This window comes from Bradyrhizobium sp. 956_D2_N1_4, assembly GCF_052076025.1.
Classification (GTDB): domain Bacteria; phylum Pseudomonadota; class Alphaproteobacteria; order Rhizobiales; family Xanthobacteraceae; genus Bradyrhizobium; species Bradyrhizobium barranii.
The window spans coordinates 7,133,914-7,147,944 of the sequence record NZ_CP197237.1 but is presented as its reverse complement, the minus strand read 5'-3'; the positions used below and the strand labels follow the sequence as shown (position 1 = coordinate 7,147,944).

At 64.9% G+C, this 14,031-nt stretch carries 15 protein-coding genes, 1 tRNA gene and 1 pseudogene; 11 read left to right on the top strand and 6 right to left on the bottom strand.

The annotated features are described in order from the left end of the window. Nucleotides 1-124 precede the first annotated feature (124 nt). Nucleotides 125-1,132: a 2-dehydropantoate 2-reductase gene (locus AB7535_RS33805; RefSeq protein ID WP_439037477.1), complete on the top strand. Its 1,008-nt coding sequence runs from the start codon at nt 125-127 to the stop codon at nt 1,130-1,132. Nucleotides 1,133-1,161: 29 nt separating this feature from the next. After that, a complete protein-coding gene (locus AB7535_RS33800) occupies nt 1,162-1,377 on the top strand; it encodes a hypothetical protein (RefSeq protein WP_354114179.1) in 216 nt (71 codons plus the stop codon). Nucleotides 1,378-1,453: 76 nt separating this feature from the next. Here the strand turns inward: AB7535_RS33800 and AB7535_RS33795 are convergent, their stop codons facing one another. Continuing rightward, complete coding sequence (locus tag AB7535_RS33795) at nt 1,454-2,089, bottom strand: hypothetical protein (RefSeq protein ID WP_071908441.1); 636 nt, start codon at nt 2,087-2,089, stop codon at nt 1,454-1,456. Nucleotides 2,090-2,297: 208 nt separating this feature from the next. On the opposite strand from AB7535_RS33795, the gene AB7535_RS33790 reads away from it, so the two are divergent. The 5 genes from AB7535_RS33790 (at nt 2,298) to AB7535_RS33770 (ending at nt 7,003) form a co-directional block, all read left to right on the top strand. Beyond that, nucleotides 2,298-3,326: an alpha/beta hydrolase gene (locus tag AB7535_RS33790; protein ID WP_354114180.1), complete on the top strand. Its 1,029-nt coding sequence runs from the start codon at nt 2,298-2,300 to the stop codon at nt 3,324-3,326. A gap of 95 nt (nt 3,327-3,421) precedes the next feature. Then, nucleotides 3,422-4,939, top strand: coding sequence for an AMP-binding protein (locus AB7535_RS33785; RefSeq protein ID WP_354114181.1), 1,518 nt, complete (start codon nt 3,422-3,424; stop codon nt 4,937-4,939). Nucleotides 4,940-4,962: 23 nt separating this feature from the next. Next, a complete protein-coding gene (locus AB7535_RS33780; protein ID WP_085399166.1) occupies nt 4,963-5,601 on the top strand; it encodes an RraA family protein in 639 nt (212 codons plus the stop codon). A 27-nt stretch (nt 5,602-5,628) separates the two neighbouring features. Continuing rightward, on the top strand, nt 5,629-6,000 hold the full coding sequence (locus AB7535_RS33775) for a dimethylsulfonioproprionate lyase family protein (protein WP_028159929.1): 372 nt from the start codon (nt 5,629-5,631) through the stop codon (nt 5,998-6,000). A gap of 46 nt (nt 6,001-6,046) precedes the next feature. Next, a complete protein-coding gene (locus AB7535_RS33770) occupies nt 6,047-7,003 on the top strand; it encodes a tripartite tricarboxylate transporter substrate-binding protein (RefSeq protein WP_063980664.1) in 957 nt (318 codons plus the stop codon). A gap of 57 nt (nt 7,004-7,060) precedes the next feature. Here AB7535_RS33770 and AB7535_RS33765 read toward each other — a convergent pair whose 3' ends face one another. Together AB7535_RS33765 and AB7535_RS33760 are read right to left on the bottom strand one after the other, a co-directional pair. Then, nucleotides 7,061-7,354, bottom strand: a complete 294-nt coding sequence (locus AB7535_RS33765) for a GYD domain-containing protein (protein WP_135215901.1) — start codon at nt 7,352-7,354, stop codon at nt 7,061-7,063. A 124-nt stretch (nt 7,355-7,478) separates the two neighbouring features. Further along, a complete protein-coding gene (locus AB7535_RS33760; protein WP_354114182.1) occupies nt 7,479-7,832 on the bottom strand; it encodes a VOC family protein in 354 nt (117 codons plus the stop codon). 142 nt (nt 7,833-7,974) lie between these two features. On the opposite strand from AB7535_RS33760, the gene AB7535_RS33755 reads away from it, so the two are divergent. Then, nucleotides 7,975-8,051 (top strand) — tRNA-Arg (locus AB7535_RS33755). A gap of 231 nt (nt 8,052-8,282) precedes the next feature. Here AB7535_RS33755 and AB7535_RS33750 read toward each other — a convergent pair. Next, nucleotides 8,283-8,453 (bottom strand): BA14K family protein, encoded by a 171-nt coding sequence (locus AB7535_RS33750; RefSeq protein ID WP_231145450.1) that lies wholly within the window; start codon nt 8,451-8,453, stop codon nt 8,283-8,285. Between the two features lie 72 nt (nt 8,454-8,525). Between AB7535_RS33750 and AB7535_RS33745 the strand changes: the two genes are divergently transcribed. Further along, complete coding sequence (locus AB7535_RS33745) at nt 8,526-8,840, top strand: hypothetical protein (protein ID WP_354114247.1); 315 nt, start codon at nt 8,526-8,528, stop codon at nt 8,838-8,840. A gap of 346 nt (nt 8,841-9,186) precedes the next feature. Next, nucleotides 9,187-10,326 (top strand): amidohydrolase/deacetylase family metallohydrolase, encoded by a 1,140-nt coding sequence (locus AB7535_RS33740; RefSeq protein WP_354114183.1) that lies wholly within the window; start codon nt 9,187-9,189, stop codon nt 10,324-10,326. 36 nt (nt 10,327-10,362) lie between these two features. Here AB7535_RS33740 and AB7535_RS33735 read toward each other — a convergent pair. Beyond that, nucleotides 10,363-11,972 (bottom strand): annotated as a pseudogene (locus tag AB7535_RS33735) (ABC transporter substrate-binding protein). A 198-nt stretch (nt 11,973-12,170) separates the two neighbouring features. After that, nucleotides 12,171-12,896: an alpha/beta fold hydrolase gene (locus tag AB7535_RS33730; RefSeq protein ID WP_063980670.1), complete on the bottom strand. Its 726-nt coding sequence runs from the start codon at nt 12,894-12,896 to the stop codon at nt 12,171-12,173. Between the two features lie 158 nt (nt 12,897-13,054). Between AB7535_RS33730 and AB7535_RS33725 the strand changes: the two genes are divergently transcribed. Continuing rightward, entirely contained in the window at nt 13,055-14,029 is a 975-nt protein-coding gene (locus AB7535_RS33725) for a helix-turn-helix domain-containing protein (protein ID WP_354114185.1), read from the top strand. Nucleotides 14,030-14,031: the final 2 nt, after the last annotated feature.

The window sequence follows — 14,031 nt, the reverse complement described above, 5'->3', positions numbered from 1 at the left end:
ACAGCCCCCGGGGCAAAAACATATGAGGCTCTCATGACGGTTACAAGGCGAATGCACCGCAACCAATGGGCAGCCGGCATTGCCTCTGCTATCGAGGGCGGGTCATTCAAGGGAGCAAGGTCAGGTGGTTGCGGATCGACCGATCGTGGTGGCCGGCGCGGGCGCCATCGGCTGTTTCGTCGGAGGCCAGCTGGCGGCCGGAGGGCGCCGCGTCGCGCTGCTGGTGCGGCCGCGGGTCAAAACCGAGATCGAGCGGTTCGGCCTGCGGCTGACCGATTTCGACGGCTCCGAGCAGAAGCTCGGTGCGGGCCAGCTCGCGTTGTCGGACGATCCCGCGATCTTCCACAGCGCCGGCATCGTGCTGGTCACGGTGAAGAGCGCCGACACCGCAGATGTCGCGGACCAGATTGCCCGGCACGCGCCGCAGGACGCCGTCATCGTCTCCCTGCAAAACGGCGTCGGCAATGTCGCGGTTCTGCGCGAGCGCCTCGGCGGCCGGCGCGTGCTCGCCGGCATGGTGCCGTTCAACGTGATCGCGATGGGCGAGGGGCGCTTTCACCGCTCGACGTCCGGCGACATCCATGTCGGCGAGGATGAGGCGAATACGGCCGCAGCGCTGTCGGTGCCCGGCCTCACCGTGCGCGCAAGCCGTGACATCACCGGCGTGCAATGGGGCAAGCTGATCATCAATTTGAACAATGCGCTCAGCGCGCTGTCCGACATGCCGCTCGCCGCGCAACTGGCGAACCGCGACTGGCGAAAACTGTTCGCCGACCAGATGGCCGAAGGCGTGACTGCGATGAAGGCCGCCGGCATCGCGCCGGCCTCGGCGACGCCGATCCCGCTGAGGTGGGCGCCGACCCTGCTGAGGCTGCCCGATGTGATCTTCAATGCGATCCTGGGGCGCACGATGAAGATCGACCCCGAGGCGCGCTCCTCGATGTGGCAGGACCTGAAGCAGGGCCGCAAGACCGAGATCGACTATCTCCAGGGCGCAGTCATCGCACTCGCCGAGCAGAACAACGTCGACGTGCCGCTGATGCGCCGCATTGTTGCGCTGATCAAGCAGGCTGAGGCGGCAGGCAATGGTCCGCCGCGGCTGACGCCGCAGCAGATCCGCGGGGCGGCCTGAGTGCGAGCCGGGCGGCGGGAGGAGCAACGATGACGCGTTGTCTGATGATTGGGCTCGCGCTGGCCGCGCTCTGCGCCGCGTCGACGCTCGCCTACGCAAGGCCGCCAACGGTCGTGAACTCGCCCGGCTATGACAGGCGGTTGCAGGAGAGCAGGTCGCAGTTGGGCAATTCGCCGACGACAACAGAGCCCACCCGTGCGCCGGTGGTCAAACCGAAGCGCAGCAAGAAGAAGCAGCCGAACTGACGCCACACTCCCGCTGTCGTCCCGGATCAGCGCTCCGCTTGTCCGGGACGACAGCGGAGTTTGCTGCGCGAGGAGCTTACCCCTTCTTCGCCGGCTTGCTTGGCGCCGGGGTGAACAGCTTCTTCAGATCGCTCAAGCTTTCCGATAGCCGCGGCCATTCGCAGGAGAACGAGCCCTTGGTGCAGGGCGCGCCCTTCGGTCGCGGGCTCACGGACTGCTGCACCTTCGGCCGCTCGACCGGGACAGGCACGCGCGCGACCGGGACGGACACGCGCTCGACCTCGGTTCGCAGTGCGACCTGCTGCTGCCGCGCTTGTTCCTGCTGCTCGCGCTGCTGACGCGCGGCGGCTTGAGCGGCTTCATTGCTGCGGCGCTGATTGGCGAGGTAGGAGGTGTAGGATTCGTCGATCTTCTTCTGCTCCTCGGGCGTCGGATTGGGACCTGCGATGTCGAAGGTACGGTCCTGGAGGAAATCGTAGTAGGAATAGCCGCCGCCTGGCTTGCGGCGGCCGGCGAACTTGGCGTTGCAATCGGCAAGCGCAGCCGTCTTCTCGGTCTTGTTCGCGGCCTTCTCGGCGGCGTCGGCGCATTCCTCGAAATCGACGGGCGCGCGCTTCCACCATTGGGCGTGGGCATGCACCGGCGTCAGCAGAAAAAATCCTGCTGCGGCAACGACAAGCGCCGCACGACGCGATGCAACTACGTCCGACATTCTACGAGAGCATTCCTTGCAAAACTCAACCCGAACTGAGTCGGGTCCGATTTTTGCCCCTTTATCGCCGGCTTGTCACCCGTGGAACTCGGGAATTTCATGACTGCAATGCTGACATTTTTTGCTTGACGTGGCGCGGGAGTCACAGCCGCGCGGCACATGATCGGCTTAGACTTTATTGGTTTGAATTCGAAGGGGAATATCCGTCATGAGAGCGTTGGCCCGTCTCGCCGCAATCACATTGGCGCTCATTTCCAGCCATGCGTTCGCAGCGGACGAAGAGGCGCCCAACCGCAAGCCGGTGAGGGCGATTGCCGACGCTCGGCTCTCGGTCGGCGGCCAGGGAATGCTGCCGCTCTATCTCTCCAGCGACTGGTCGCTGCCGCTGCCGGCGATCTCGCGCGCCATCATCGTGCTGCACGGACGCCTGCGCAATGCCGACGAATATTACATGTCGGCCCATACTGCGCAGGTTGCGGCGGGCGACGACGGCAAGAGCGCGCTGATGATCGTCCCGCAGTTTCTGGCGGAGATCGATATCGACGCGCACAAGCTGCCCGCGGATACGCTGCGCTGGTCGCTGGAGGGATGGGAGGGCGGCGACGCCGCGCTGGCGCCGAATCCGGTCTCATCCTTCGATGCGCTCGATGCGATCCTCGTAAAACTCTCGGACCGGCGCATCTTCCCGAATCTGAAGCAGGTCGTCGTCGCCGGCCATTCCGGCGGTGGCCAGGTCGCGCAACGCTATGCCATTGCCGGCAAGGGCGAGGCGGCGCTGTCGCGCCAGCATATCGATGTCCGCTACGTCGTCGCCAATCCCTCCTCCTACGCTTATTTCAGCAACACGCGGCCCGTGCCGGCGATCGCCGCACCCTGCCCGGGCTACAACAATTGGAAATACGGCATGGACGGGCGTCCGCCCTATCTTGCGAACGCAACGCCGATAGCGCTGGAGCAGCGCTATGTCGAGCGCGAGGTGATCTATCTGCTCGGCACGCTCGACACCAATCCGAAGCATCCCGCGCTGGACAAGAGCTGCATGGCCGAGGCGCAAGGTCCCACGCGCTACGCCCGCGGCCACGCTTATGCGGATGCGATGGCCAAGCGCGACCGCGGCACGCCCAATCACCGGGTCTGGGACGTCGCCGGGGTCGGCCATGACGGCGACAAGATGCTGACCTCGAAATGCGGCCTCGCAGCGCTGTTCGATATTCCGGGCTGCGGGGCAGAGCGCTGACATCGACATCTTGAAGGCTTGGCTCCGGCTGTTACACTTCGTCTCGCGACGCCTCATCCTGAGACGACGCCAAGAAGACGAAGTGGAAACACCTGATGCTGCTGCCCCTGTCCGACGTGCCTCGCTGGTACGCTCAACGCAAACCGCAAGGCACGATCGCCGTCCGTCACGGGCAGGATACGCTGACATGGGACGAGCTCGAACGCGGCGCCAATCGGCGCGCACGGGCGTTCATGGCCAAGGGCGTCAAGCCCGGCGACTTTGTCGCAATCGGCTTGCCTAACGGCAACGCATTCTTTGAGACCTCGTTTGCGGTATGGAAGTGCGGAGCGACGCCGACGTCGCTGTCGTGGCGGCTGCCGCGCGGCGAAGCCGCTGCGGTGCTCGACATCCTGAAGCCGGCGCTAGTGGTCGGCGGCGAGGCCGACTGGAACGCGCCGAACCGCCTGCCGGCGGATTTCGTGCCGGACGGTTTTTCGGACGAGCCGCTCGATCCGCCGGTGGCTCGCTACTGGAAAGCCATGACCAGCGGCGGCTCGACCGGCCGGCCGAAAGTGATCCTCGATCATCAGCCGGCCGTGACCGACACGGTCGCCGCGCCGCCGCTCAACATTCCATTCGGGGTTTCGCTGCTCAATCCCGGTCCGCTCTACCACAATGCGCCGTTCATCGTGTCGCACTACGCGCTGTTCACCGGCGGCCAGCTTACCGGCCTCGTCAAGTTCGACGCCGAGGAGACGCTGCGGCAGATCGCGCGCGAGCGCGTGCAATGGGTCAATTTCGTGCCGACCATGATGCACCGAATCTGGGCGCTGCCGGAGAACGTGCGGAACTCTTACGACATGTCGAGCCTTCAGACCGTCTTCCACATGGCGGCTCCGATGCCGCCCTGGCTGAAGGAGAACTGGATCGCCTGGCTCGGCCCTGAGCGCGTCTGGGAGCTCTATGGCGGCACCGAGCGCCAGGGCTCCTGCATCATATCAGGCACGGAATGGCTGACGCACAAGGGCTCGGTCGGCAGGATCGGGGAGATGGCGCGCTTGCGCATCGTCGGCAAGGACGGCAACGACGTCGCGCCCGGCGAGACCGGCGAGATCTATTTCCTCAACAATGACGGCAGGGATGCCACCTATCATTATCTCGGCGCCGAGCCGAAGCGCCGCGCGGACGGCTGGGAGTCGCTCGGCGACATCGGCCGGCTGGACGCCGAAGGCTATCTCTATCTCGGCGACCGTCTCGCCGACATGGTGCTGCGCGGCGGCGCCAACATCTATCCAGCGGAGGTCGAGGCTGCGGTCTCTGAGAGCCCTGGCGTGCGCTCCTGCGTCGTCGTGGGATTGCCCGATCCCGAATTGGGCCAGCGCGTGCATGCCATCGTCGAGCCCGAATCTGGCGCGGATGGTCAGACCATCGCCGACGGCATGGCGGACTTCTTGAATGACCGGCTCAGCCGCTACAAGCACCCCGAGAGTTTCGAGATCGTCAGCGCGCAACCGCGCGATGATTCCGGAAAAGTTCGCCGTACCCTGTTGCGCGACGAGCGCGCGGCGTGGATGAAGGAAGGGCGCGCCTTCCGGATTCGGCCGGCGAAGGCGCGGGCGCACGCCGAATAAGAAGAATACAGAAGGATTGAGACATGACGATCACCATCGCAGCGAACAGCGTGCCGAAGCCGCCGGCCGAGATCATTGAGGGCTTCCGCGGTGCGCCAACCTCGGTCATTTCAGACAATCTCGCCCGGCTGCCGGGCGCGGTCGGGCTAAAACCCTATCATCGCGGTGGCAAGCTGGTAGGGACGGCCTTCACCGTGCGCACCCGCCCCGGCGACAATCTCGCCATCCACCGCGCACTTGAACTGGTCGGTCCCGGCGACGTCATCGTGGTCGACGGCGGCGGCGACGAGACCCGCGCGCTGGTCGGCGAGATCATGAAGAACATCGCGCAGTGGCGCAAAGCCGAGGGCTATGTCATCGACGGCGCGATCCGCGATGTCGCCGCCTTCGCGGCTGACGACTTTCCCTGCTACGCCCGCGCGGTGATCCATCGCGGCCCCTACAAGAACGGCCCCGGCGAAATCAACGTGCCCGTGACGATCGGCGGCAGCGTGATCTCGCCCGGCGACATCGTGGTCGGCGATGAGGACGGCGTGGTGTCGTTCCCCGCCGCCGGCGCCGCGGCGCTACTGGAAGCCGTCCGCGCCCAGGTCGCGCGCGAGGAGGAGACCATGAAAGCGATCCGCGAGGGCCGCTACCAGGGCTCCTATGGCAAATCCTGATGAGATCGGAATGAAGGGGAGGGCGGCGTGAGCCAGAAGGACGAATTTCACAACATTGACGATCCCAGCGACGGCCTCTTCCGCGAGCTCGCGGCGGGGGTGACCACGCGCATCTTCTCCGGCGAGCAGGCGATGCTGTCGGTGGTGACGCTGGCCCCGCATGCGCAAGGCACGCTGCATCATCATCCCGAGGAGCAATGGGGCGTGCTGCTCGACGGCTCCGCCATCCGCGTCCAGGGCGATGAGGAAATTCCGGTGAAGAAGGGCGATTTCTGGCGCACGCCCGGCAATGTGCCGCACACGATGCGCGCCGGCCCCGATGGGGCCCGCGTGCTGGACATTTTCAGTCCACCACGGCCAGAATACAAAAAAGCGGGGTCGGGCTTCGGCACGACCTAGGCGCCAAAGAGCAAAAGCCAGGCGCAAAACCAAAGGGGAGGGGACTATGACGATCACACGACGCACGCTGCTGGCAGCGCCCGCTATTCTCGCAATCGCGCCAGCGGTGGCGCAGGCCGGCAAGATTACGCTGGTGGTGCCGTTTCCGCCGGGCGGATCGACCGACGCGATGGCGCGGCTGTTGCAGGCCAATCTACAGACAAAACTCAACCGCATCGTCGTGGTCGAGAACAAGTCGGGTGCCGCCGGCGCGCTCGGCGCGGCGCAGGTTGCCAAGAGCCCGCCGGACGGCTCGACGTTCCTGGTCACCTTCGATTCCCACGCGGTGATCCCGTCCATCCTCGACAAGCCGCCGGTCGATGTCGAGCGCGAGCTGATGCCGGTGCTGCTGGTGGGCACCGCGCCCTACGTGATCGCCGCCGGCGCCGGCCGTCCCTACAAGAGCTTTGCCGACGTGGTCGCCGCCTGCAAGGCGACGCCCGGCGCGGTGAAATATGCCTCCGTCGGCATCGGCACGCTCGGCCATCTCGCCATGACGGTGCTCGGCACCAAGGCCGGCGTCGAGATCATGCACGTGCCCTATCGCGGCGGCGGCCCGGCGATGAACGACGTGCTCGGCGGCCATGTCGATCTGATCGCGGGATCGGCGGCGCTGGTCTCGGCCCAACTCGGCACCAACATGCTGCGGCCGATCCTGCAACTCGGCCGCGAGCGGCTGCCGGGCTTACCGGATACGCCGACCGCGATCGAGGCCGGCTTTCCAGACTTTGAGACGCTGGCGTGGTGGGGCGTTTTCGCGCCCGCGGGCACGCCGCCGGATATCGTCGCGGCCATGGCGACGGCGTCCAGGGAGATCCTGAGCGAGCCCGCGACCGCCGCCCAGCTCAAGGAGACCCAGCAGATGACGCTGCTGCTCCAGGACGGCGCCGCCTTCAAGAGCTTCTTCGACAAGCAGGTCGCCTATTGGGGCAAGGTGGTGCGCGAGAACAATATCAGGGCATGAGAGGCCCATTCCCGGGATTGCCATCCCGGGTCCGGTGCGCTCGCGCGGGCTTGAGCGTCAGAGCATCTTGCCGACGATCTTTGTCATATCTGCCGCCGAAAACGCGCGCAGCGTTTCGGTGCGGACATTGCCGAGTGCGCTGAGACTAAGGCTGAGCGACATCGCGGCAGCCTCATCTGGAGCCTCGAGAACGGTTACAACGTCATATCGTCCCTGCGTCCAGACGATCTCTTTCACGGTCACGCCGAACGTTTTGGCCATCTCCTTGAAGGCGTCGGCCCGCTTCGGCGAGTCCTTGACGTTGCGGACTCCCTGATCAGTGAAGTTCGCCAGCACGACATAGGTTACCATGGTCGTCCTCCCTGGTTAGAACCCAGATACAATTCTCGCTTGAGGCAACCGCGCCGAGCTTGCCACGGCGGCTGAGACAGCGCTACTTGCGCGTTGCGAACGTCAGCGGATGTGACTTATGCGGTCAGGACAACGGTCGCGCGAAACTGAGCTCATGGCCGTCGGGGTCGGTGAGATGGAAGTAGCGCTCACCCCATTCTGCATCGCGCGGCGTGGTCGACGGCTGCCATCCGGCGGCGCGTGCGCGCTCGTAGGTCCCGTCGACATCGGCGACGTAGAAGATTATGCGGCCCCACCAGGACCAGCGCTTGTCGTCCGGCTGCGCCGTCAGGTTGAGATAGCCGGTGCGGGCGCGAAAGCTGGTGAATGCGGCGGCTTCGCCGCCATACAGGAGCTCGAACCCCAGCGAACGGTAGAAGTGCACGGCGCGCCCCATGTCATGCGTGCCGAGCGTGATGGCGCTGATGCTTTCGATCATGTGAGCTGCTCTGCCGAGAGGGGCCTGGAAGCGATTGTATAGCCGCCCCGTTCAGGTTGACGATGGTCTGGCCCGCCTGACGGCTGGCGAACCGCATTTTGCTCTGCTATGACGGGATCGAACCCGTACCAGCGGGTTCCGCGGTCCCGTAGCTCAGCCGGATAGAGCGGCGGTTTCCTAAACCGTAGGTCGCATGTTCGAGTCATGCCGGGATCGCCAGCTTTTCGATGACTTAGCTTGATGCCGCCAGGGGCGGTGCGTGGTGGTTTCGTAACGCCACGCATCATGAGCTGATTGATCAGCAGCCTCCTAAAGACATTCGTCACAACCATATTGCTCTGGGGAGACTGGCAACAGCAACGCGCCGGCAATTCGGGCCGTGCGTCGTCAGCGATCTCAGGGATTCCCGAAGTGCCGGCGAGCACGGCTCGAAGACATCACCACATCGAGCTATGGGCAGGGGTGTCGCTTGCCATCGTAGCCGAGATACGTTCCCGAAGCCGGGTCGTACGACCGATATTTTTGTTCGCAATAGGACGAGCCATCAGCGGAGTCGTCGTAATCGCCGTAGTAGCCGTCGTCGTAGCCGCCATAGTAAGGCCAGCCCGAATAGGCGCCCAGCGCTAAGGCGCCGCCAAGGCCAAGACCCCCGCCGTAAGCAAATGCGTGGCGGTAGCGATGCCGGAATCCGGCATGATGGAATTGACCGCCATGGAAGCCGGCGCCGGCCGCGATGGGACGTCCGGCCTGATGGAGACCGCCCGGCGCATGGAAGCCGCCGGCGGCCCGGAAATGACCAACTCCGCCGTTGAAGCCTCCGCCGCCTCCGAAGTGCCCACCACCGTGAAATCCGCCGCCGCCTCCGAAATGTCCGCCACCGCCCCCATGTCCACCGCCCCCATGTCCGCCGCCGCGCGCAGAGGCAGCCGCTCCCGGCGCCAAGGTTGCGCAAAGAGCGATCACGCCAAGCAATTTCAGTCGTTCCATCTTTTTTCTCCAGCTACATGATATCGGCCACGTCTCAACCTTTGCCGGACACTCATTGGCCCGAGACCTGCCGACGCCTCCATGTTTGCCGGATGCGCGCTCGCCGTCTTTTCAATAGGCCGCGGATGTTTCAGCTTCGCACGTGAAGCCGGAATCCGAGCGAACAGGCCGCTGATATTGTTGACCTGAGAGCGGTTTCGTAAAACATGGGTTGAAAGTTCGAGTCTTCCCGGGATCGCCATTTTGTCATGGGCAACCGTCGCTGTTTGCCACGCTCGTCGGCGCAAAATTTGCTAGAAGCGAAAGGCTTCCTTCCTGGCCTTGCCGACGTGCCGGCCACGCCTCGCTACCCCATCCGGAGACAACAATGCCTTTCGATTTGATCCTGCGCGGCGGCCGTGTGGTCGACCCGTCCCAGAAGCTCGATGCCGTGACGGACATCGCCTTTGCCGGCGGCAAGGTCGCCGCCGTCGGGACCGGGCTCAAGGCGGATCCGGGCACCGATGTGCGCGACGTCTCGCGCTATATCGTGACGCCGGGGCTGATCGATCTGCACACCCATGTCTATTGGGGCGGCACCTCGCTCGGCATCGACGCCGAGGAATTCTGCCGCCTCTCCGGCGTCACCACGGCGGTCGATACCGGCAGCGCCGGTCCCGGCAATTTCGCGGGTTTCCGCAAGCACGTGATCGAGCCGAGCCAGGTTCGCATCCTCGCCTATCTGCATGTCTCGCATGCCGGCATCTTCGGCTTCTCGCACCGGATCATGGTCGGGGAGAGCGAGGAGTTGCGGCTGATGAACCCGATCGAGGCGGCCAAGGTGGCCGATGCCAACCGCGACCTCATCGTCGGCATCAAGGTGCGCGTGGGGCTGCACTCCTCGGGCACGTCGGGGATCGTGCCGCTCGACATCGCGCTCGAGGTCGCGAACGAGGTCGGCATGCCGCTGATGGCGCATATCGACCATCCGCCGCCGAGCTACGAGGAGGTGCTGGGCCGCCTGCGTCCGGGCGACGTGCTGACCCATGCGTTCCGCCCCTTCCCCAACACGCCGGCGACCGCGCAAGGCACAGTGAAGAGGGCGGTGCTGGACGCGCGCGAGCGCGGCGTGCTGTTCGATATCGGCCACGGCAAGGGCTCGTTCGCCTTCAAGACCGCGCGCGCGATGCTCGCCAACGGCTTCTATCCCGACACCATCTCTTCCGACATCCATCAGCTCTGCATCGACGGCCCGGCGTTCGACCAGGTCACGACCATGTCGAAATTCCTGTGCATGGGCATGGAGCTGTCGGACGTCGTCGCCGCCTCGACGGTGAACGCGGCGATGGCGCTGCGGCGTCCCGAGCTCGGCAGCCTCAAGCCCGGCTGCGTCGGCGACGCCACGCTTGTTACGGTCAGGCAGGGCCAGTTCGACTATGAGGACGTCGTCGGCGAGCACCTGATCGGGGATCGCAAGATCGTCTCCGAAGGCGTCGTGATCGGCGGCCGCTGGTGGCATCCGAATTAGGGCTTTGCCTCTTCCCGTGAGAACGGGGAGAGGGAGCTACTCGTTCTTGTCCACATTCCAGAACATCGGCGTCGCCGGGCCGTCGATCACGCCGGTGAGCGATTTGCGCCAGGCGCTCGGCGCCTGGAACTGACCGAGCGGGACGTAGATCACCTGGTCGTAGGCTTCCTTCTGCACCTCAAGCGCGATCTTCTTGCGCTCCTCGGGCGAGGTCGCGCGGGCAAAGGAATCGCGCAACTCCTCGAGCTTGGAGTCCTCGGACCAGCCGTACCAGCCGCCACTCGTGCCCTTGCCGACCATCGGGACGTTGACCAGCGGGTTCAAGGAGTCGGCAGCGCCCTGGTAGGTAAAGAACATGTTCCAGCCACCTTCCTTCGGCGGCTTCTGGATTGCCCGGCGGGTGACCACGGTCTGCCAGTCCATCGCCTGCAGATCGACCTTGAAGCCGGCGTCGCGCAACAGTTGTGCGACCACGACCGGCTGCGCCTTCAGCAGGATCTGATCGGTCGGCGCCAGGATCACCACGGGCGTGCCGTCATAACCGGCCTCGGCCAACGCCTTCCTGGCGTCCGCCATGCCGTTGCCCTTGATCAGGGTCTCGCCGCCGGCGTCGCTGGCGAGCGGCGTGTCGCAGATGAAGAACGCGCCGCACAGCTTGTAATATTTGGGATTGCCGATCTGCGCGTCGAGCTGTCCTTCTGGTTGATCGCCAGCATCGCGGCGCGGCGGATCTTCACATTGTCGAATGGCGGATGCAGAAAATTCATCCGGCCGAACGACTGGAAGCCGAACTTGTTCAGGATGGATACGTTGATGTCCGGATTGGACTCGAGCGCGGGCAGCATGTCGAACGGCGGCGTCTCGACGAAATCGACATCGCCTGACTGCAGCGCGTTGAGCGCGGTCTGCGCGTCCGGCATCGTGATCCACTCGACCCGGTCGACCTTGGCCAACTTGCCGCCCGAGGTCCATTCGGCCGGCTCCTTGCGCGGCACATAGTCGGTGTTCTTTTCGTAGACGGCCTTTACGCCGGGCTGGAATTCGGCCGCGACGAATTTGAACGGGCCGGAGCCGATCTGCTCGGGAATCTGCTTGGTGATCGGGGTCTCCGCAAGCCGCTTGGGCATCATGAAGGCGCAGACCGACGATGGCTTGGCGATCGTCTCCAGCACCAGGCCATAGGGCTCCTTCAGCTTGAAGACGATTGTTTTGGCGTCCGCGGCTTCGATACCGGCCGTGAAGTCCATCAGCTTGCGCGCCATGCCGTCGACGCTCGTACCCCAGCGCTTCAGCGAGGCCACGCAATCCTCCGCCGTCACCGGTGCGCCGTCATGCCACTTCAGGCCGTCGCGCAAGGTGAAAGTGTAGGTCAGCTTGTCCGCGGACACCGTCCAGTCGGCCATCTGCGGCTGCACCTTGAAGCTGGAATCGATGCCGAGCAGCGTATCGTAGACCATGTAGCCATGGTCGCGGGTGATGATGGCTGTCGTGAAGCCAGGGTCGGTGACGCGAAGGTCCGATTGCATCACCGCGCTCAGGGTCTTCTTTCCGGTCGCGGCAGATACAACCGACGTCCAGCCCAGAGGAAGTGCCGATGGCGCGACAGCCGCAAGCTGAAGCAGTTTCCGTCGCGAGACGTGAACCATTCGCTTCTCCTGACTTGACGCAAAACGAAACCAGATGGCGGTTGCCGAACACGGGCAGCGTATGGCGGGGAGCCACACGTGACAAGCAGGGGTTGCTTCTACCGATCTGGATTCGTCAGCGGACAAGCAAGGGCTGTGCCGCCGAAGCCGGCGGTAGGAGCAATCGTCGAAAGTCGTCGCGCTCTTGACGGACGCGGGTCAGTCGCGCCCCGCCTCCATGATCGCCTTGGCCAGCCGCGCCGGATCGGAGAAGCACAGCTCGTGGCTTCCCGGCACCTGCACCAGACGGAACAGGCCGAGCTTCTCCGAGAGCCGCGGATGCCAGGGATGGCTGTGCGGCATCGCGACGTCCTCGGTGCAGTTGATATAGGACTTTGCCAGCGGCATCTCCGCCGGATTGGTCTTGAGCGCGATCTTGTCGGTGAAAGTCGCGAACGGATGCGGGTTGAGCACGTCATAGGCGCGCTGCGCGGTCTCGAGATCAGCATCGTTGATGAAGGCTTCGCGCCAGATCGGGAAGGGCAACACCACGGAGCTGTCGCCGCGTTCGGCCGCGATCGCTTCGAACAGCCCGATAAAGTGCGGCGGCACCATATCGTTGAGGCATTCGCCGTTGTTGGGCACGAAGGCATTCCAATACACCAGGCGGCGAATGCGCTCGGGCGCGAGGTCGGCGACGCCGGTGATGATCATGCCGCCATAGGAATGGCCGAGCAGGACGATGTCCTTCAGATTGTTTTCGGCGAGATAGTCGGCGATCGACTGGATCGCGTCCTTCAGCCCGGTCGTCTTGGCATCGCCGGGGCGATTGCCCTTGATTGTCGGCGTATAGACCTTGTGGCCGGCGGCGCGGATCGGGGCCGCGACGGGTTCGAACTCGGCACCGGTGTGCCAGGCGCCATGGACGAGAACGTAGGTCGACATGTTGTAGCTGCTCCCGAGGGTGTGGTTAGATCGGCATGACGTGGGTCCTTTGCGGCGCTCGCGAGGCGCGGCGGACAATTCTTGTTGTGCGAAGTGTGAACCGGCCGGCCATTTTCCGCTTGGCTGGCGCTGAACCGGATTGGTCTCGGAGCGAACTGATGGAGCAGGTCACAAGCCGGCCGCGGCACGTCGTCTGGAACACCGCAGTGACCCGGCCGGACGAGCAGTTTTCCTATTACCGCGAGGCGATCTGCCAGGCATTCATGAACCTGACGCCGGAATCGGCGACGACGTCGCGCTTCCCGGCCAAGGTCGAGGCTATCAAGATCGGCACCGGCGCCATCAATCGCGTGGTCTTTCCCGAGCATACCGTGCATCGCTCGCGCGCCGATATCGCGGCGTCGACCGAGAGCTGCTTCTATCTCAACTTCAAGCTCGCCGGGCGCTGCCGCATGCTCCAGGGCGACAGCGAGGTCAGCCTGTCGCGCGGCCAGGTCGGCATCGTCGACAGCGACCGCGTGGTGACGCTGCTGCACGATCGCGGTCCGATGCTGGAGGTCGCTTCGTTCTGGGTGCCGTCGCGCGCCCTGCGCGACCGGCTGCCGCCGTCGTTCGATTTCAGGGCCGAGCGCGTCTCCGACGATCCCCATGTCGGTCACCTCATCGTCGAGACCGCGCGCTCCCTCAACGCCGGCGCATTGCGGATGGCGGAAGAGGACAGCATTCGGCTGTTCGACGTGCTGCTCGATCTCGTTGCGCTCAGCCTGTCGCGCCGCTCGCGGGCGCAGACGGCGGAAGCCGCAAGCTTTGCAGACGCGACCGTGCTGGCGCTGCGCCGCGCCATTCACGAGCGGCTGCGCGAGCCGGGACTGACGGTCGCGGCGGTCGCCGGCTCCGTCGGTATCAGCGAGCGCTACGTGCACAAGCTGTTCGAGCGCGCGGGCACCACATTCTCGGGCTACGTGATGGATCGCAGATTAGACGGCGCGGCACGGGACCTGAGCGATCCTGCGAAAGTGGACCAGGCAATTGGCTCAATCGCCTTCGACTGGGGCTTCTCCGATCTCTCCCACTTCGCGCGGCGCTTCAAGCAGCGCTTCGGCTGCCGCCCACGCGATTGGCGTGCGCGATGAAC